We start from the raw sequence: 21,413 nt of genomic DNA, 5'->3' as shown, positions 1-21,413 counted from the left end.
TCAATCAGGACAACACTTGGCCCGCCGCCACCGTCAGCCCGTCATGCCACCACGCCGCAAGACTGAAGACGTTGGGCGCCTTGAGGATCGTGAAGTGGTTGCCTGGGCCGTACCACACCGCCAGATCCCTGGCCTCACGCTGCCAGCCTTCGAGCATCGCCGCCTGTTCGCGCTGGTTGCCCGAGGCGTCCAGCGTCGGGTCGTCCACCAGCGCCAGACGCACCGGACCGGTGTAGGCCAGCGCCGGCCGATAGACCGTGCGCAGTGCGGCGGCGAACGTGCGCACCGGGCCCTGCATCGCATCGAGTGACGCGCGCTCCGACAGCACACCCGCGCGCACCATCCCCTCGTGCAGCAGGCGCATTTGCGTGCTGTCGTCGGCTTCGGCGAAGGTCAGCGCATCGATGCCCAGGGACTTGCCGCTGGACAGTTGCAGCGACTCGATCAGCCGCAACAGCGCCGCCGTCGTGGTGTAAGGCTTGCCCACCACACTGTTGCCGCCCGGCGATTCACTGTCGATCAGCGTCAGGGATGCCACTTCGCGCCCCGCCGCCTGCAACTGCGCCGCCATGGCGTAGGCCACCCAACCACCGAACGAATGCCCGATCAAATGCACCGGTCCTTGCGGATACAGCTGTTCAAGCGCCCGCCGGTAGAACGTGGCGGCGCTTTCGACCCGGCTGTGCGGCACCGTCGCGCCGTCCAGGCCTCGGGGTTGCAGCCCATGAATCGGCCACTCCGGCCCCAGCGCCTCAGTCAGGTGGAGGAACCCGGTAACACTGTCGCCGGCACCCGGCACGCAGAAAATCGGTGCATGTCCGGTGTGACCGGTCTGAATGGTCAGGATCGGCTGATAGGCCGTTGGCGCTGGCGCAGTTGCCGTTTCCAGCGCCTGAGTCAGGGCCTGCCCCAGAGCCTGAACGTGCGGTGCTTTCATCATGCTCTGGTGATCGCCCGGTACGTCGATGCAGTGCAACTCGGCACCTGGCAATTCTTCAGCCCAACCGCGCGTGGCGCTGAGTCGTGACATTTGCGCCGAACGCTCCGTGGCACGCAGCAGATGCAACGGCAGGCCGATCGGGTTGATCCGGTAATGCGCCAACGCATGCCCGTGGGCCACTTCCCGGTCGAGGTAATGCCAGGCATCCGCCGACGAGACAGCCGCCAGTTCGGGCCTGAGCAACTGTTGTTCGTGACAATGGTTGAACAAATCGGCGAACGCCCACTGCTCAAGTTCGGTCTGCAACATGGCCAGACGCGCCAGTGCCTGCTGCCCCTGCGTCTCGCGTCCGGCCCAATGCGCCGTGCAATGCAGAAGCAATTGGCGCTTGTGTACATGTGCATCGTTCCACAGCGCCTTATCCGGATCGGCCAGACGTGGCACGTAGGAGTCGATCAGCCCGACGAACGCCACTGACTCGTCCATCCCGAGTAGTTGCGCCGCGATTTCATAAGCCAGCACGCCACCGAACGACCAGCCGGCAAGCCGATAGGGGCCGTGGGGTTGTGTGGCGCGGATCACCTCGACCAGCCGGGTTGCCAGGCATTCCATGGTGCGCAGTTGCGCCATACCGGGATCGATACCCGGCAAGCCGTAAATCGGGAACTCGCCGCCGATATGCAGGCCCAGCGCCGGAAAATACAGGTCCCGACCACTGAACTCATGCACCAGGAACAACGGCGTGCCCCGCTCGCTTGCTCGCACCACGACCACACCGTCATGGTGTTGCACAGCGTCATCGCGCTGGCACAACAGCGTGGCAGCAGACTCGACAGTTGGATGCTGGAACAGCTCGGCCAACGAAACCGGCATGTCGGCCTTTTGCATCAGATCGACGAGCCGCACCGCCAGCAGCGAATGCCCGCCCAGTTCGAAGAAGTTGTCATGGCGGCCTACCCGCCCGACTTGCAACACTTCAGCCCAGAGCCCGGCCAGTGATTCCTCAAGAGGATTGGCCGGCGCCTGATAGTCACGCATGACCAGCGCTTGGTGTGTCGGCGCGGGCAAGGCTTTGCGATCGACCTTGCCGTTGTTGTTCAGCGGCAGGCTCTCCAGCACCACCCAGGCGGTCGGCACCATGTACTCCGGTAACCTGGCTTGCAGCAGCGCGCGCAGAGTAGCGCTCTGCAATGCAGGATCGTGCGCCGTGTAATAGGCCACCAGCCGCGTTGGCTCCTGGCCGTCGCGTCGGGCCACGACCACCGCTTCCTTGACCCCCGGACAGCTCAACAGACGGTTTTCGATTTCTCCGAGTTCGATCCGGAAGCCGCGGATCTTCACCTGGTCATCATTGCGGCCGAGACATTCCAGTCGCCCCGGCGCCTGCCAGCGGACCAGGTCGCCCGTGCGATACATCAAGGCTTGCGGGTTATCGCTGAACGGATCCCGGAGGAATTTCTCGGCACTCAGTTGAGGCCGATTCAGATAGCCCAGCGCAACCCCCTGACCACCGATGTACAACTCGCCGGTGACGCCGAACGGCACCGGTTGTTGCCGGTTATCCAGCACATACACGCGGGTATTGCCGATGGGGCCGCCAATCGAGACGCTGTCGGCATCCGGCGCCACCTCACGCACTTCGAAGGTGGTGGCGTACGTCGTGGTTTCGGTCGGGCCATAACAATGCACCAGGCGCAGGTCCGGTGCTTCGGCGAGCAGCTTTCGAAACGCTGCCGGATCGCCACGCTCCCCACCGCACAGCAGGATGCGCAGCCCTTTGAGCACCTCGGGAATCAATTGCACATACTGATTGAACAATGCGGTGGTGACGAAGAGGATCGTGGCCCCGCACCGGCTCAGCTCCCGGCCGAATGCCTGTGGGTCGAGCAAAATCCCATGATCGATCACGGCCACCTGGCCACCGTTGAGCAAAGCGCCCCAGATATCCATGGTGCTCGCATCGAACGCCGGGTTCGAAGCGAATGCCACGCGATCACTCGGGTTGAAATCGGCGTAGCCGCAGTCGATCACAAGGCGGGTAATGCCGCGATGCGGCACCATGACCCCCTTCGGCGTGCCCGTGGAGCCCGAGGTGTACATGATGTACGCCAGCGCCTCCGAGGACTGAGGCAGATCCGGGTTGTGCGAAGGACTCCCGGCAAGCGCCAGGGTATCCAGATCCATTCGTCGCACCGGGTACTCGAAGGCCTGATCGCTGCCGGTCAACAGCGCGACCGCCTGACAATCCTGCACCATGAATGCCTGACGCTCGGCGGGTGCGTTGATGTCCAGCGGCACATAGGCCGCCGCACACTTGATGATCGCCAACTGCGCGATCAACAGTTCCAGCGAGCGTGGCAACAGAATCGCCACATGATCGCCGGGCTGCACACCTTGAGCGATGAGATGATGAGCCAGGCCGTTGGCGCTGCGGTTCAGTTCTGCGTAACTCAACACCTGCGTCCCGTGCACCGCGGCAACGGCTTGCGGATGCTCGGCGGCCTGCATCTCGAAGATCCGGTGCACGGTAAGCACTTGCGGACAATCCCGTGCGGTGGCGTTGAATTCGTCGAGCAACTGCGTGCGTTCCTGATCCTCGATTATCTGCGCGTGTTCCAGCACTGCCTGGTCGTTGTTGACCATGGCCTGCAACAAGCGCTGGAAATAACCGACATAACGCCGTGCCGTCGCCTCATCGAAGAGCGCTGTGGCGTACTCCATCCAGCCATTTATCCCGTTCGGCGATTCACCCAGGGTCAGGGTCAGGTCGAACTTGGCGAAGTGACTCGGCTCCGCCACCGCTTCCAGGGTCAGATCCCCCAGCGCCAATACCGGCCCGTCGCTGTTGCGCCAGTTGAACATGGTCTGGAACAGCGGGCTGTGGGCCAGGCTGCGGGCCGGTCGGGCGATTTCCACCACTTGCTCGAAGGGCAGGTCCTGATGGGCCTGGGCCTGCAGGGTCAGCGCCTTGACCCGCGCCAGCAGCGCTTCGGTGCTCAACTCACCGGAAGTATCAATGCGTAACGCCAGGGTATTGACGAACAACCCGATCAATCCGTCGATTTCGGCCCGGAAACGGTTGGCCACCGGCGAACCGACCACCACGTCCGATTGCCCGGCCAAACGACTGAGCAGCATCGCCCACGCGCTCAGCATCGTCATGTACAGCGTCACGCCATGGCGCTGGCTCAAGGCTTTGAGGCCGGCGCTCAAGCGCTCGTCCAGGCACACTTCGACGCTGCTGCCGGCGTAATCCTGTTGCGGTGGTCGCGGTCGGTCGGCAGGCAACGTCAGCAAGGCTGGCGCATCGGCCAGCGTGCGTTGCCAATAATCGCTCTGGCGCTGCAAAACCTCCCCGCTCAGCCAGCGTCGCTGCCAGACGGCATAGTCGGTGTATTGCAACGCCAGCGGCGGCAAAGGGTCCGCCAACCCCTGACTGAAAGCCTGATACAACGCCATCAGCTCGCGGGTCAGCACCTCCATCGACCAACCGTCGGAGATGATGTGATGCAAGGTGATCAGCAACACATGGTGATCGTCCGCCATACGCACCAGCCGTCCGCGAATCAACGGATCATCCTGCAAGTCGAACGGGCCGGAAGCTTCCCCCTGAATCAGCGCCTGCAAGGCTTCATCGGCCTGCGGGTGCTGGCGCAGGTCCTCGACCCGCAGCAGCACACCGCCGTCGGGCGGAGTAATCAGCACCTGGGCTTCGCCGTTGTACGGCGTGAAACGGCTGCGCAGGCTTTCGTGGCGGGCGACAATCCGGGCCAGCGCCCGCTGTAGCGCATCGGCGTCGAGCACACCGCGCAGACGCAGACCGATCGGAATGTTGTAAGCCGTGTTGGCACCTTCCATCTGCGCCAGAAACCAGAAGCGCTGCTGGGAAAACGACAGCGGCAATGCGCCTTCCCGTGGCACCGGCAGGATCGGTGGCTGCGTCGAGCGTCCGGCCCGGGCAAGCGACTGCGCCACCGACGCCAGGTCGGCATTGGCGAACAACTCGCCGAGCGCAAGCTCCACGCCCAGTCGCTGACGCACCTGCGCGACCATGCGCATGGCCAGCAACGAATGGCCGCCCAGCTCAAAGAAATGATCCTGTCGGCCTATCCGTTCAACCTGCAGAATTTCGGCCCAGATCTGCGCCAGCGTGCATTCCAATTCGCCTTGCGGCGCCTCGTATTCGCGTGTGAGCAGCGCCGTGCGCTCCGGCAACGGCAAGGCCTTGCGATCCAGTTTGCCATTGGCGGTCAGCGGCAGGCTGTCGAGTCTGACGAACGCGACCGGCACCATGTACTCGGGCAACTGGCCCAGCAGATGCTCGCGCAGTTGCGCCACAGCCAGTGGCTGCACCTGCGCCTGCTCGGTGAAATAGGCCACCAGCCGTGGTTGTCCGGGCTCGTCTTCACGGGCCAGCAGCACCACTTCCTGAATGCCGGGAAGTTGCTGCAGACGGCTTTCGATTTCCCCCAGTTCGATGCGCATGCCGCGGATTTTCACCTGGTCATCGTTGCGCCCCAGATATTCGATCGTCCCGTCCGGGCGCCAGCGAGCAAGGTCGCCAGTGCGATACATACGCGCATTCGGTCGTTCACTGAACGGGTCCGGCAGAAAGCGTTCGGCGGTCAGTTGCGCACGGTTCAAGTAACCACGCGCCACGCCTCGGCCACCGATATACAGCTCGCCGGGCACCCCGATCGGCACCGGACGTTGTTGGCCATCGAGCAGATACACCGAGGTATTGCTCACCGGTTTACCGATGTGTAGCGCCTCCCCCGCCTCGATCCGTCCGGACGTGGCAACGACGGTGGCTTCGGTCGGGCCATAGTTGTTGATCACATCGAAATGCTGATTGCGCGAAAACTGACGCAAGCGGTCGCCGCCGATCAGCAGGGTACGCAATGTCGGGTGCTCGAGATGCCGGCTGAAGGCGTATTCGGCGACGGGAGTCGGCAGGAAACTCACGTCCAGCGGTTGCGCGCACCACCAGGCCAGCAGCCCGTCGACGTCTTCACCGCCGTCCTGCGCAGGCGCCAGGTGCAGGGTCGCGCCGACGCACAGAGCTGGCCAGACTTCCCATGCCATTGCGTCGAAGCCGAACCCGGCCAGACTCGACGTATGGCGACCGGTACGCAGGTCAAAGGCGTTGCAGTGCCAGTCGACCAGATTGGCCAGTGTCTGGTGTTCGACCATCACCCCCTTGGGCAAACCGGTGGAGCCCGAGGTGTAGATCACATAAGCCAAGTTCGCCTCGGACAGACCTGCTACCACTGGGTTTGCGTCATTGCCTGAGCGCCAGGTGCGCGGGTCGAGATCGAGTACCGGCAGCTCCTGTCCCGGCAGCCGTGCGAGCAGGTCACTCGAGGTCAGAATCGCCACTGGCTCGCAATCGCTCAGCAGATAATTCAAGCGTTCGGCCGGATGCGCGGGGTCGATCGGCACATACCCGGCGCCTGCCTTGAGGACAGCGAGCAATCCGGCCAGGGTATCCAGCCCTCGCCGGGCGACGATGGCTACCCGGTCATCCGGCTGCACACCCAGATCGATCAAGCGATGCGCCAGAAGGTTGGCCTGGCGGTTCAGTTCGTGGAACGTCAGTTGCTTGTCCAGATGCACCGCCGCCAGCGCTTGCGGTCGCGCGACGACCTGCGCCTCGAAGCGTTGATGAATCGTCTGTCCGCGAGGGTATTCGACATCGCTGGCGTTGAACTCTTTCAACAGCTGTTCGCGCTCCAGGCCGGGCAACACCGACAGTTGACTCAACGGCGTATCCGCCGCGTGCTCCAGCGCCTGCAACAGGTTTTCCATGGCACACAACATATAGCCGCAGATGCGCTGCGCCTCGACTTCACGGGTGGCCAGCAGCGTCAGGCTGAAGTGATCGCCAAAGTCATCGATGCTCAAGGTCAGCGGGTAATTGGTGCGTTCCTCCGCATGCAGGACGCTGATCCCCTCCCAGGCCGAGAGCGCTTCGGCACTGGCATTGGCACTTGAGGTGCTGTGCCGATAATTGAGCAGCGAACTGAATAGCGGCGATGACCCGACCACCCCACTGCAGCGCTGGGCCAGCACCAGCGGTGCGTGCTCATGGCGCATCAGGCTGGTCAGACGTGCATGGGTGGCCTTCACCGAGTCACTCGCTGCCAGCGCGCAGACCTCGACCCGGAGCGGCAAGGTGTTGATGAAAATGCCCAGCGCGCGGTCGGTCGACTCCGCCCCTTGCATTCGCCCCATCAGCACGGTACCGAACACAACGGCGGACTTGCCGGTGAGTGCATTCAGGACCTGCCCCCAGCCGAGATGGAACAGACTCGCGACACTCACCCCGAGCGACCGGGCACTGGCTCGCAGGCGCTGTCCCAGCAACGGGTCAAGTGGCACACCGCACTCTTCGATGTCGCTGCCGTCGCCATGTACGCCTTGCAGGCCGAACGGCAACGTCGGCTCGTCGATGTCACCGAGCATCTCGCGGAAAAACGCCTCGTGCTCGGACTCGCTGATGCCTAGCCGCGCCTGGGCGACATAATTGCGAAACGGTACGGGCGCTCCCAGTCTGGTGCTCTGTCCTGACAGGCACGCCTGCATTTCCTCGCTGACCACCGCGAGCGCCGAGTGATCCATCGCCATGTGGTGAAACAGCAACATCGCGACGATACGCCCGGTCTCTGAATCCCGGGCATGAGCCAGGCGCAATAGCGGCGCACGTGTCACGTCGAGACGGAAATGCCGGGCGTCGAATCGCGCATGCAACTGCTCAAGGACATCGCCCTCAGCCGCATCAAGCTGCACGTTCTCCAAAGGCAACTCGACACTTCGCAGGACGACTTGCACCGGCGTGTCCAGTCCTTCCCAGACGATGGCGGTGCGCAGAATGTCGTGGCGCTCGATGACAGTCTGCAGAGCCCGAACGAATGCCTCGAACCGCTCGGGTCCGCTGAACGCGAATTTCGCCTGCATCACATACGGATCACCCTGTGCAGCGCTCGCGTGGTGGTAGAGGATGCCCTCCTGCAACGGCGTCAGTGGATAGATGTCCTGGACATTGGCGCCGCCGCCAGGGATCTGCGCGACAATTTGATCGAGGGTGTCCTGGCTCAGGTCAACCATTGTCAGCATCGCCGGGGTGACCCGTGTTGTGCCCGGTGAAATGCCATTGACCGGCACTGCAACCTGCCCTTCCCGTGCGGGCGAGTAACCGCCCGCCTCGATCAGCTCGATCAATGCTGGTTTGTGCTCGCGCAATGCGGCCAGCAAGGCCGATTCACTCAGGGCCTGCTTGTTGCCATTGACCCGTAATTGCCCGTCCGTGATTGCCAACTGGATGTCTTTTGTCTTCAGCGTCGCCAACAGTTCATTCAGGTTCACAGGACGATCTCCATTCTTTCCGTGATGGCTGCGTAACCAGCCAGAGTCGGTTGCTCGAACAACGTCCGGACATCGGCTTCGATACCTGCCTGTTGCAGGCGCCCGATCAGGCTGACCGCCAGCAACGAATGCCCTCCCAGCTCAAAGAAATGGTCTTGCCGCCCGACGCGCTCGACTTTGAGCAATTCGCACCACAGTGCCGCGAGGAGGATTTCCATCTCGCCGACCGGCGCTTCGTATTCGCGAATGCTGACCGCAGCCAAATCCGGTCCGGGCAGCGCCTTGCGATCGACCTTGCCGTTGGGGCTCAGCGGCAGGCTGTCGAGCGCAACGAATGCCGACGGCACCATGTAATCGGGCAAGCGTGCGAGCAAGTGTTCGCGCAACGCCTCGATCCCCGGCTGCCCGGCTTCGGCGTGCCAGGTGAAGTACGCCACCAGACGCTCATCACGCACCAGCACCACGGCTTCGCGCAGCGCCGGATGGCTGAGCAATTGCGCCTCGATTTCACCCGGTTCCAGACGCAGGCCACGCAGCTTGACCTGGAAGTCGTTGCGCCCGATGAATTCGAGCTGGCCATCGGTGCGATAGCGCACCCGGTCGCCCGTGGCGTACAGCCGATCGCCGGCCACGAACGGGCTCGGGATAAACCGTTCGGCCATCAATTGCGGCAGGCCCAGATAGCCCCGCGCAACCCCGGCACCACCAATGAACAACTGACCGATCACGCCCATCGGCACCGGCCGCTGGGCGGCATCGAGGACATACAGACGGGTGTTGTTGATCGGCCGTCCGATCGGCAACGCGCTGTCCGGCACCGGCATCGACGGTTCCAGCGTCCACACCGTGCTGTCGACCGTGGCTTCGGTCGGGCCGTAAACGTTGTGCAAGCGCACTTGCGGCAAACGCACGCGCACAAGGCGGGCCAGCGCCGGCGTCAGGTCGCCGCCGCCACAGAACACATCGGTGAGGCTGCTGCACTGGCTGACGTCGTCCTGCTCCAGGAACTGTTGCAACAGCACCGGTACGAACTGGATCACGCTGATCCGTTGCTCGCGAATCACCTGCGCCAGATACGCCGGTTCGCGGTGTCCGTCGGGACGCGCCAGCACCAATCGCAGACCGGCGCTCAACGGCCAGAACAGCTCCCAGACCGAGGCATCGAAACTGAACGGGGTTTTCTGTAACAGGGCGCCGTCGGCCACGGCGGGACACAGCTGCGAACTCCAGTGCAGCAGATTGCCCACGCCGCGATGCTCGACCATCACGCCCTTCGGCGCCCCCGTCGAGCCGGAGGTGTAGATCACGTAGGCAAGGTTCGAGGCGCTCAGGCCCGGTACTTGCGGGTTGTCATCCGGGTTGGATGTCCATTGCGCCTGATCCAGATCGATCACCCGCGCGGTGCTCTCGTCGAGCAAAGCGCGAGTCGCCCCATGCACCAGCACCGCTACCGGCGCGCTGTCCTTGAGCATGTAATCCAGACGTTCCGCCGGGTACGCCGGGTCCAGCGGCACATAGGCACCGCCGGCCTTGAGGATGGCGAGCAGACCGACGATCAGCTCCAGCCCGCGCTCGACACAGATCGCCACCCGCGAATCCGGCCCCACGCCCAGCTCACGCAGGTAATGGGCCAGGCGATTGGCCTGTGCGTTGAGTTCGGCGTAGGTCAGCCGCTGTTCACCGGCCTGCAAAGCAACGGCTTGCGGCGTGCGTTGTACTTGCGCTTCGAACAGCCCGTGAACGGTTTGCTCCAGATCGTCGGCGGTGCCGGTGACATTGAGATCGTAAAGGACACGCTGACGCTCTGCGCCTTCAAGGATCGGCAAGCGGTTCAGCGGCTGATCCGGAGCCTGCTCCAGAGCATCCGCCAGTTGCTCCAGCGCGGTCTGCATGTAGTCGCAGATCCGCTGCGAACCGATGCTCGCCGGGGTCATGGCGGTGAGCATGAACCCGCTGCCCAGATCATCGACGCCCAGACTCAGCGGATAGTTGGTGCGCTCTTCGCTGCTCAGGGTCTCGATGCCTTGCCAGGCCTGACGAAGGTTTTGCTGTTGAGCTTCATCAGCGCTGTGCCGGTAGTTGAGCATCGAACTGAACAGCGGCGACGGCGCGGCCACGCCGCTGCAACGCTGGGCCAGCGCCAGTGACGCGTGTTCATGGCCAAGCAGCGCACTGAGCCGCGCATGCGTCGCCCGAGCCCCATCACGCACCGGGGTTGCTCCCAGATCGACCCGCAGCGGCAAGGTGTTGATGAACATCCCCAACGCCCGGTCGGCACCCTCGCCGCCCTGCATCCGGCCCATCAGCACCGTGCCGAACACCACCCGCTCCTGACCGGACGTCGCCGCCAACACCTGCGCCCACGCGAGGTGGAACAGGCTGGCCACGCTGATGCCCAGTTGCCGCGCGAGACTGCGCAGACGCTGGCCGGTGGCGGCGGTCAGGGCCTGTTGCGTTTCCTCAATGTCGCGACCGTCTCCCTGCACATCCTGCAAGCCGAACGGCAGGGTCGGCTCGTCGATGTCGCCGAGCATGTCGCGGAAGAACGCTTCGTGCTCCTGCTCGCTGACACCCAGCCGCGCCTGCGCTACGTAGTTGCGGTAAGGCACCGCCGCGCCCAGCGAGGCTTCGCGCCCTTGCAGGCAGGCGAGCATTTCGTGCTGCACCACGTCCAGCGCGGTGTGATCGAGCACAAGATGGTGGAACAGCAACATCGCGACCACCCGGTTGTGAGCCGGATCACGGGCATACACCAGGCGCAGCAACGGCGCCTGGCTGATGTCGAGCCGGTAGTGCCGGGCATCGAAACGCTCGTGCAACTGGTCAAGGATGTCGCCATCCGCCGGATCGAGCACTATTTCCTGCGCAGGCAAGTCTGCGTGACGCCAGACCACTTGCATCGGCTCGGCCAGCTTCTGCCAGATCACCGCCGTGCGCAGGATGTCGTGACGGGCAATGACCTGGCGCAGCGCCGCCGCGAACGCTTCCACACGCTCGACGCTGTCGAAGGCCAGCCGCGATTGGAGCAGGTACGGGTCGCCCTGCTCCGCGCTCAAGTGATGATAGAGGATGCCCTCCTGCAACGGCGCCAGCGGATAAATGTCCTGCACGTTGGCGGCGCCACCCGGCACGCTGGCGACGATCCGGTCGATGCTCGACTGATCCAGTTCGGTCAGGCTCAGCAGCTCCGGGGTGATGTGGGTGCAGTTGGCAGGAATGCGATTGGCCGGCACTTCGATTTCGCGACCGCTGCCCACCGCCGCAGCCAGTGCAGCCAGAGTCGGCTGGCTGAACAGCACACGCACGTCGGTGTTCAGGCCGATCTGGCGCAGACGCTCGATCAGGCCGACGGCCAGCAACGAGTGGCCGCCCAGTTCGAAGAAGTTGTCGTGGCGTCCGACCTGCTCCAGTTTCAACACGTCGGCCCAGATCTGCGCCAGCGCGGTTTCCACCGGGCCTTGCGGGGCTTCGTATTCGCGGCTGAGCCAGGCGCTTTGATCCGGCTCCGGCAAGGCCTTGCGGTCGAGTTTGCCGTTGGCGGTCAGCGGCAAAGTGTCGAGTCGCACATAAGCCGCCGGGATCAGCGCTTGCGGCAACCGGGTTTGCAGATGATTGCGCAGAGCTTCGATATCAGTCGGCGCTCGCTCGGTGAACCACACCAGCAACTGCCCGTCGCGCACCAGCGCTACTGCGTCCTGCACTGCCGGATGGGTACTCAGGGCGGCTTCGATTTCCCCCAGTTCAACCCGCACGCCGCGCAGTTTCACCTGATCGTCGTTGCGGCCCAGGTACTCGATGTTGCCGTCCGCCAGCCAGCGTGCGAGGTCGCCGGTTCGGTACATGCGTCCTTCGTTGAACGGATCATTCAGGAAGCGTTCGGCGGTCAGATCGGGACGGTTCAGGTAACCGCGCGCCACGCCAGCGCCGGCGACGTACAACTCACCCGTCACACCCACGGGCACCGGACGTTGCTGGTCATCGAGCAGATAGATTCGGGCGTTGGCCATCGGCCGACCGATGTGCAGCGGCTGGCCGACTTCGACCCGGCCGGACGTCGCGACCACCGTGGCTTCGGTCGGGCCGTAGTTGTTGATCACCGAGAAGGTCTGTTCACGGCTGAACTGACGCAGCTTGTCGCCACCAATCAGCAAGGTACGCAGGGTCGGATGTTGCAGTTCGCGGCTGAACGCATATTCGGCCACTGGAGTTGGCAGGAAGCTGACCTGCAACGGCTGCGCCCGCCACCAGTCAAGCAGTTCGTCCAGATGCTCGTTGCTCACCGATTCCGGCGGCAGATGCAACGTCGCACCGACGCACAACGCCGGCCAGACTTCCCAGGCCATCGCATCGAAGCCGAACCCGGCCACGCTGGCGGTGTGGCTGCCAGCCTGCAGGTCAAAGGCTTCGGCGTGCCAGTGCACAAGGTTTTCCAGGGTCGCGTGTTCGACCATCACGCCTTTCGGCTGGCCGGTGGAGCCTGAGGTGTAGATCACGTAGGCCAGGTCGTCCGGCGTAAACTCGGCAACCTGCGGATCAGCAACCGACAGGTCTTGCCAGGTCTCATGGGCAAGATCAATCACAGGTACGCCAGCCTGATTCGGCAAAGCTACATCGCGAACCAGTACCACCCTCGGCGCACTGTCGGCCAGCATGTAAGCAATTCGCTCGGGCGGATAAGCCGGGTCGACCGGTACATAAGCGGCGCCGGCCTTGAGGATCGCCAACAGCCCGACCAGCATGTCCGGGCTGCGTTTGAGACAGATCGCCACTCGTGTCTCGGTAGTGACCCCCAGCCCCTGCAGATGATGGGCCAGGCGATTGGCGCGCTGGTTCAATTGCCTGAACGTCAGGCGCTGCGTGCCCGCCTGAACCGCCACGGCATCCGGCGTGCGCGCAACCTGCGCTTCGAACAGACGATGAACACCTTGCGCTGACGGGTAAACCGCCGTGCTCGCGTTGAAGTCGCCAAGCAGCTGCGCGCGCGCCGCCGCTGACAGGACGTTGAGACGTTCAAAGGCCTGTCCGGGGTTGTCAGCCAACGCTGTCGCCAGCTCCGTCAGAGCGCTGTGCATCAGCTCGCAGACCCGCTGCGCCCCCACATGATCCGGGGTCAGCACCGACAGATTGAAGCCATCGCCCCGGTCGTTGATGCTCAAGGTCAGCGGATAATTCGTGCGCCCGTCCTGGGCCAGGAATTCGATGCCTTGCCAGACCGGGTCAACCGTCTGTCGCGCAGCGTCGTGGCCGCTGTGTCGATAGTTGAGTACCGCGCTGAACAGCGGCAAAGGGGCGGCCACGGCGCTGCAACGCTGAGCCAGTGCCAGCGACGCATGCTCATGTCCCAGTAAAGCCGCCAACCGCTCATGAACCGTTCGAACCGCTTCGCTCACACTTTGCCCGGCAACTTCCACGCGCAACGGCAAGGTGTTGATGAACATCCCCAAAGCCCGATCCGCGCCCTCGCCGCCTTGCATCCGCCCCAGCAGCACGGTGCCGAACACCACGTCCCGGCGTCCGGAAGTCGCCGCCAGCACCCGCGCCCAGGCGAGATGAAACAGGCTTGCGACGCTGACCCCGTATTGCCGCGCCTGTCGGCGCAAGTGCCGATTCAATTGCACCGGCAGCGCCAGCGAATGCTCCTCGATGTTGCGGCCGTCGCCCTGTACGTCCTGCAAGCCGAATGGCAGGGTCGGCTCGTCAATATCACCGAGCATCTCGCGAAAGAAGCTTTCGTGTTCTTCCTCGCTGATGCCTTGGCGAGCCTGATGTACGTAGTTGCGGTAGGGCGCGGCAGGCGGCAAAGACTCAACCTGCCCCGGCAGATACAATTGCATTTCCCGGCGAACCACCTCCAGCGCGGTGTGATCCAGCACGACGTGATGAAACAACAGCACACCTGCCACCCGGTCATGCAGCGGATCTTCGGCATATACCAGACGGATCAGCGGTGCCTGACCGAGGTCGAGGCGATAATCCCGGGCATCGAAGCGTGCACGCAACTGATGGAGGATATCGCCATCCAGTGGATCAAGAGCCACCGGTTGCACCATCAGCGCAGCTTCTCGCCATACCACTTGCTGCGGGCTCGGCAATCCTTCCCAAACCACGCTGGTGCGCAGGATGTCGTGACGCGCAATCACCTTTTGCAAGGCGTTGGCAAAAGCGCGCAGGCGCTCGATGCTGGCAAAGGCCAGACATGACTGTAATAAGTAGGGATCGCCCTCGGCGGCGCTCAGGTGGTGGTAAAGAATGCCTTCCTGCAACGGCGCCAGCGGATAAATGTCCTGCACGTTGGCGGCGCCGCCCGGCACGCTGGCGACGATCCGGTCGATGCTCGACTGATCCAGCTCGGTCAGACTCAGCAGTTCCGGAGTGATGTGGCTGCAATCAGCGGGAATGCGATTGGCCGGCACTTCGATTTCGCGACCGCTGCCCACCGCAGCCGCCAGGGCTGCCAGGGTCGGCTGGCTGAACAGCACGCGCACATCGGTGTTCAGACCGATCTGGCGCAAGCGTTCGATCAGGCTCACGGCCAGCAACGAGTGGCCACCCAGTTCGAAGAAGTTGTCGTGGCGTCCGACCTGCTCCAGTTTCAACACGTCAGCCCAGATCTGCGCCAGCGCGGTTTCCACCGGGCCTTGCGGGGCTTCGTATTCGCGGCTGAGCCAGGCGTTCTGATCCGGTTCCGGCAAGGCCTTGCGGTCGAGTTTGCCGTTGGCGGTCAGCGGCAAGGCGTCGAGGCGCACGTAAGCCGCCGGGATCAGCACTTGCGGTAGACGCGTTTGCAGATGATTGCGCAGGGCTTCGATATCGGTAGGCGCATGCTCGGTGAACCACACCAGCAATTGCCCGTCGCGCACCAGCGCTACTGCGTCCTGCACTGCCGGATGGCTGGCCAGCGCCGCTTCGATTTCCCCCAGTTCAACCCGTACGCCACGTAGTTTCACCTGATCGTCGTTGCGGCCCAGGTATTCGATGTTGCCGTCTGCCAACCAGCGCGCAAGGTCGCCGGTGCGGTACATGCGCCCTTCGTTGAACGGATCATTCAGGAAGCGCTCGGCGGTCAGATCGGGACGGTTGAGGTAACCCCGCGCCACGCCCGCACCTGCGACATACAACTCGCCCGTGACGCCCACCGGCACGGGCCGTTGCTGCTCATCCAGCAGATAGACCTTGGCGTTGGCAATCGGCCGGCCGATGTGCAGCGGTTGCCCAACTTCGACCGGGCCGGACGTCGCGACCACCGTAGCCTCGGTCGGGCCGTAGTTGTTGATCACCGCAAAGCTCTGCTCACGATTGAACTGCCGCAGCTTGTCGCCGCCGATCAGCAAGGTGCGCAGGGTCGGATGTTGCAGTTCGCGGCTGAAGGCATATTCGGCCACCGGCGTCGGCAGGAAGCTGACCTGCAACGGCTGCGCGCGCCACCAGTCGAGCAGTTCGTCCAGATGCTCGTTGCTCACCGATTCCGGCGGCAGGTGCAATGTCGCGCCGACGCACAGCGCCGGCCAGACTTCCCAGGCCATCGCATCAAAACCGAAACCGGCCACGCTGGCGGTGTGACTGCCGGCCTGCAGGTCAAAGGCATCGACGTGCCAGTGCACGAGATTTTCCAAGGTCGCGTGTTCGACCATCACGCCTTTCGGCTGGCCAGTGGAGCCCGAGGTGTAGATCACATAGGCCAGATGCTCGGGGGTCAGGTTCGGCAGTCGTGGATTGCTGTCCGGCAGATGCTGCCAGGCGTCGCTGTCAAGATTGATCACCGGCACGGCACCCAGCAGGTCGCGAGTGGCCGTCTGTGCCAGAACCGCCACCGGATCGCTGTCCTGCAGCAGGTAAGCGATCCGTTCCGCCGGATGTGCCGGATCGACCGGAACATAACCGGCGCCAGCCTTGAGGATCGCCAGCAGCCCGACCAGCATCTGCGGACCCCGCTGCACACAGAGCGCGACGCGATCGTCCGGTTGCACACCGAGGCCGATCAGGTGATGGGCCAGACGATTGGCGCAGCGGTTCAAGCCGTCGTAGCTCAGACTTTGCCCGCCCTGCACCACTGCCACAGCATCGGGTTGGCTCGCCGCTCGCGCTTCAAACAATTGGTGCACCACATGGCCGTGAGCAAAGTCGCGACCGGTGACATTGAAACCGACCAGCACGCGCTGGCGTTCGGCCGCCGACAGAATCGACACCTGATTCAATGGCGCATGGCGATCCTGCTCCAGCGCGCTCAGCACATTGTGCAGTGCCGTTTGCAGGTAATCGCAGACCCGCGCGCCATCCACTTCGGGCACTGCCTGCACAGCAAGCCGGAAGCCCTGTCCAAGGTCGTCGACGCTGACCACCAGCGGATAGTTGCTGCGCTCACGAGAATCGAGAATCCGGATGCCTTCCCATCCCGGCGTCGCCGTCTGTTGCGCACTGTGGCGATAGTTGAGCAAGGTATTGAACAGCGGTTGCGAACCCGTCACGCCACTGCAACGTTGAGCCAGCATCAGCGGCGCTTGCTCATGCACCAGCAGTTGCGCCAGACGCTCGTGGGTAGACCTGACACCCGCCTCCACCGTCGTTGCCCCGACATGGACCCGCAGCGGCAGGGTGTTGATGAACATGCCCAACGAACGATCGGCGCCCTCGCCACCCTGCATGCGCCCCAGCAACACCGTGCCGAATACCACTTCCTCACGCCCGCAGACCTGGGCAAGTACCTGGCCCCAGGCCTGATGCACCAGACTCGCAACACTGATGCCCAGCGTGCGGGCCTGTTGGCGCAGGCGCCCGGCAAGATGCTCATCCAGTGCCAGTTCGCTGTCCACGATGTTTGTGCCATCGCCGAGTACGTCCCGCAGGCCGAACGCCAGGGTCGGTTCAGCGATGTCGCCAAGCATCTCGCGAAAGAATGCTTCATGGGCCTCGGCATTCGAACCGAGACGGGCCTGAGCGACATAGTTGCGGTATTGCACGGGCGGCGGCAGCACGCCGACTTGCCCGTCAAGGGCGTCGCTCATCTCGGCCACCAACACCTCAAGCGCGGTGTGATCGAGCACGATGTGGTGCAACAGCAGGATCCCGACCCAGCGGTTTTGCAAAGGGTCCTCGGTGTAGGCGAAGCGCATCAACGGCGCACGCTGCAAGTCCAGGCGATAGTGTCGCGGATCGAAGCGCGCCTGCATTTGCTGTAACACATCACCGTCCTGCGGATCGGCATCCACCCGCTCCAGTGCCAGCGGCGCCGAACGCCACACCACTTGCACTGGCTCGTCGAGGTTTTCCCTGACCACACTGGTACGCAGGATGTCGTGCCGGGCGATGACACTGTTCAACGCGCGGACGAACGCCTTGATCTGCGCCAGTCCGTCGAAGGCGAACTGCGCTTGCAACACGTACGGGTCACCGTCGGCAATGGCCAGATGGTGATAGAGGATTCCTGACTGCAACGGTGCCAGGGCGTAGATGTCCTGCACGTTGTCGATACCGCCCTCGACGGTCTCGACGATACGGTCGATGGCCGCTTGATCCAGCGTGGCCAGCGGCAGCATGTCCGGGGTGATGCGGGTGCAACCGGGTTCGATGCGGTTGGCCGGCACGCTGACCGTGGCGTCCCCTCCCAGCGTCGCGGCGAGTGCAGCCACGCTCGGCTGGCCGAACAGCACGCGGACGTCGCACTGCATGTTTTGCTGACGCATGCGTTCGATCAGCTTCACCGCCAGCAGCGAATGACCGCCCAGCTCGAAGAAATTGTCATGCCTGCCCACCCGCTCCAGCCCGAGCAAGGTCTGCCAGATCACAGCGATGCGGGTTTCGATTTCGCCAAGCGGTGCTTCAAACGCCCGCCGGGCGAAGGCTTCGCTGTCCGGCTGCGGCAACGCCCGGCGATCGAGTTTGCCGTTGGCCGTCAGCGGGAAGGCATCGAGGCGCACGAACGCGCCCGGCACCATATGCTCGGCCAGCGATGCCAGCAGGTGATCGCGCAATTGCGCAACGCTCGGTTCGACACCTTCGGCGGCCAGCCAGTAGGCCACCAGACGCGTGTCGCCAGGGCTGTCCTCGCGGGCGATCACCAGCGCATCGCGCACGCCGTCGCAGGCTGCAAGACGTGCCTGAATCTCGCCAAGTTCGATACGGAAACCACGGATTTTCACCTGGTCATCGTTGCGTCCCAGGTATTCGAGTTCGCCCTCCACCGTCCAGCGTGCCAGATCGCCGGTCTTGTACAAACGCGCTTCGGCATGCTCGCTGAACGGATCGGCGATAAAGCGCTCGGCGGTCAACGCCTCACGATTCAGGTAACCACGGGCAACCCCGGCGCCACCCACATACAACTCACCGGTCACTCCGGCCGGTACGGGTTCCCGCCGGGCATCGAGGACGTACAGCTGCAGGTCGGGAATGCGCACGCCGATCGGGCTGCTGGCGGTCAGTTGCGCGTCTGCCACCACCAGCGGGCGATAGGTCACATGCACCGTGGTTTCGGTGATGCCGTACATATTCACCAGCCGGGTGCCGGCGTTGCCGACCCGCGCATACCAGGGCTTGAGCGATCCCGGCTCCAGCGCTTCACCGCCAAAAATCACCTCGCGCAGCGAATGCTGCAACGGGCTGCGGCCTTGGGCGGCGACCAACTGCCGGAACGCGCTTGGCGTCTGGTTGAGTACGGTGACGCCCGAGCGGCAGAGCAACGCGTAACACTCGTCCGGCGAGCGACTGATGTGTTGCGGCACCACCAGCAACTGTCCGCCGTACGCCAGCGCACCCCAGATTTCCCAGACCGAGAAATCAAAGGCAAACGAATGGAACAACGCCCAGACGTCTTGCGCATTGAACCGGAACCAATCGTGGGTCGCGCCAAACAGGCGTGCCACGTTGCGGTGCTCGACCATCACCCCTTTGGGCAGCCCGGTGGAGCCAGAGGTGTAGATCACGTAGGCCAGATGCGCCGGATTCAAGTCCGGGATCTGTGGATTGAACGCCGGTTCATTTTGCAAACCTTGTTCGTCGAGGTCGATCTGCGGCACGGATAGCCCGGCAATCCGATCCAGAGTCGCGGCCTGCATCAGCACCGCCACCGGCGCACTGTCTTGCAAAGTGAAGGTGATGCGCTCCAGCGGATAAGCCGGATCGATCGGCACATATCCGGCACCCGCTTTGAGCACGCCGAGCAGGCCGGCGATCATTTGCGGGCCGCGCTCGACGCAGATCGCTACCCGGTCATCCGGACGGATGCCAAGGGCGAGCAAACGATGGGCCACCTGGTTGGCCTGTCGGTTGAGTGCTCCATAGCTGTAAGTTCGCCCCTCGAACAGCAACGCGACCGCCTCGGGCCGAGTGTGCGCATGCGCTTCGAATTGCTGATGGATCAACGGCGTGTCGAGAAAACTCGCCCTCGGTGTATTGACGCCATACAGCCAGTGTTCACGCTCCGCGGGCGGCAGGATGTTGAGGCTGTGCAATGCGGCTTGCGGGTTGTTCTGCAGCGCATCGACGAGACTGTCCAGTGCCGTGCGCAGGTAACCGGCGATGCGTGAGGCGCCAAGCGTCGCGTCGGCCAGCACCGTGATGCGCAGGTCCTGACCGAGGTCATCGATGTTGACGGTCAGCGGGTAATTGGTGCGCTCGCGGGCGCCCAGCACCTGCACTCCCGGCGACAGCTCGATCACTTCGGCGACTTCCTCCACACTGCTGTGGCGGTAGTTGAGCATGGCGCTGAACAGCGGCGTCGGTACCGCCACGGCGCTGCAACGCTGGGCCAGTGCCAGGGACGCCTGCTCATGGGCGAGCAGCGCGGTCAGGCGCCGGTGCGTCGCCAGCACGCCGTCATGAACGCTCGACGCGCCGACATCCACCCGCAAAGGCAAGGTATTGATGAACATCCCCAAGGCCTGTTCGACACCGTCGGCCGCGTTCATCCGTCCCAACAGAACGGTGCCGAACACCACCGCCGAGCGCCCGCACAGCTGACCCAGCACCCGCGCCATGGCCAGGTGCATCAGGCTCGCCACGCTCACCCCCGATTGTCGCGCGTGGGTACGCAGGCGCTGGCTCAGATCGCTGTCGAGCATGCACGAGACTTCCTCGATGCCCTGCCCGTCACCTTGTACATCGTGCAAGCCACCGGGCAGTGTCGGCTCGTCGATTTCGCCGAGCATCTCGCGGAAAAAGTCTTGATGCGCTTGCTCATCCGACCCCAGACGTGCCCTCGCCAGGTGGTCGCGAAACGGCACCGCCCTCGCGACTTCGGCATCGCGGCCGGACAGGTAGGCCTGAATTTCCCGGCGCACCACATCGAGCGCGACGTGATCCATGATCATGTGATGGAACAGCAACAATGCGACCACCCGGTCGTTGACCGGATCCTCGGCGAACACCAGCCGCAGCAACGGGGCCTGTTGCAGGTCGAGGCGGAAATATTGTGGGTCGTGGCGTGCCAGCAATTGCGCGAGTACATCCTCACGGTCATTCAGATCGACTTCCTCACAGACCAGCGGGGCTTCACGCCAGACCACCTGCACAGGTTCGTCCAGATGCTCCCAGAGGATGGAGGTGCGCAAAATGTCATGGCGCTCGATCACCCGACGCAACGCTTCGGTGAATGCCTCCAGCCGTTCGCGACTGTCGAACGTGAACCGCGCCTGCGACACATAGGGATCCCCCTCCGGCGCGGAGAGATGGTGATAAAGCAGCCCCTCCTGCAGCGGCGCCAGCGGATAGATGTCCTGCACATTCGCCACGCCGCCCGGCACGGTGGCGACGATGCGGTCGATAGCCGGCTGATCCAGTTGCACCAGCGGCAGCATGTCCGGGGTGATGCGCAACGCCGGGCTCGACCAGTCGCCGCCGTGGCTCGCCACCAGTTCCAGCAACTGCGCCTTGTGTTTGGCGAGGCTGTCCCACAACGCATCGTCCAGTGCGTCGTCATCGCCCAGAATGACCAGGTCTTCATCGTCCTGTTGAAGGCGGATCGCATGGGTGGAAATAACAGCCATCAGCTCGCGAAATTGCATGGGGGTAACCTGCTGTAAATTCGGGAAAAAGGAGCGCGCAGCGGCGAGTCCGTACGGCGGCGCGCAGCCTGGAAAAGCTAAAACATCGGGGCTTGGGTGTCTGACATGGGAAG

At 63.8% G+C, this 21,413-nt stretch carries 2 protein-coding genes; both read right to left on the bottom strand.

Annotation, left to right across the window (positions count from 1 at the left end):
- Positions 1-4: 4 nt before the first annotated feature.
- A complete protein-coding gene (locus ACEN93_RS28435) occupies positions 5-8,305 on the bottom strand; it encodes an amino acid adenylation domain-containing protein (RefSeq protein WP_495610809.1) in 8,301 nt (2,766 codons plus the stop codon).
- Positions 8,302-21,300 carry an amino acid adenylation domain-containing protein gene (locus ACEN93_RS28430; protein WP_495610808.1) on the bottom strand — a complete coding sequence of 4,333 codons (12,999 nt, stop codon included), beginning with the start codon at positions 21,298-21,300 and terminating at the stop codon, positions 8,302-8,304. Before ACEN93_RS28430 ends, ACEN93_RS28435 begins: the two co-directional genes overlap by 4 nt.
- Between the last annotated feature and the right edge of the window lie 113 nt (positions 21,301-21,413).

Source organism: Pseudomonas sp. Pseusp21 (genome assembly GCF_059492145.1).
This window is presented reverse-complemented; position numbering and strand designations above follow the sequence as displayed.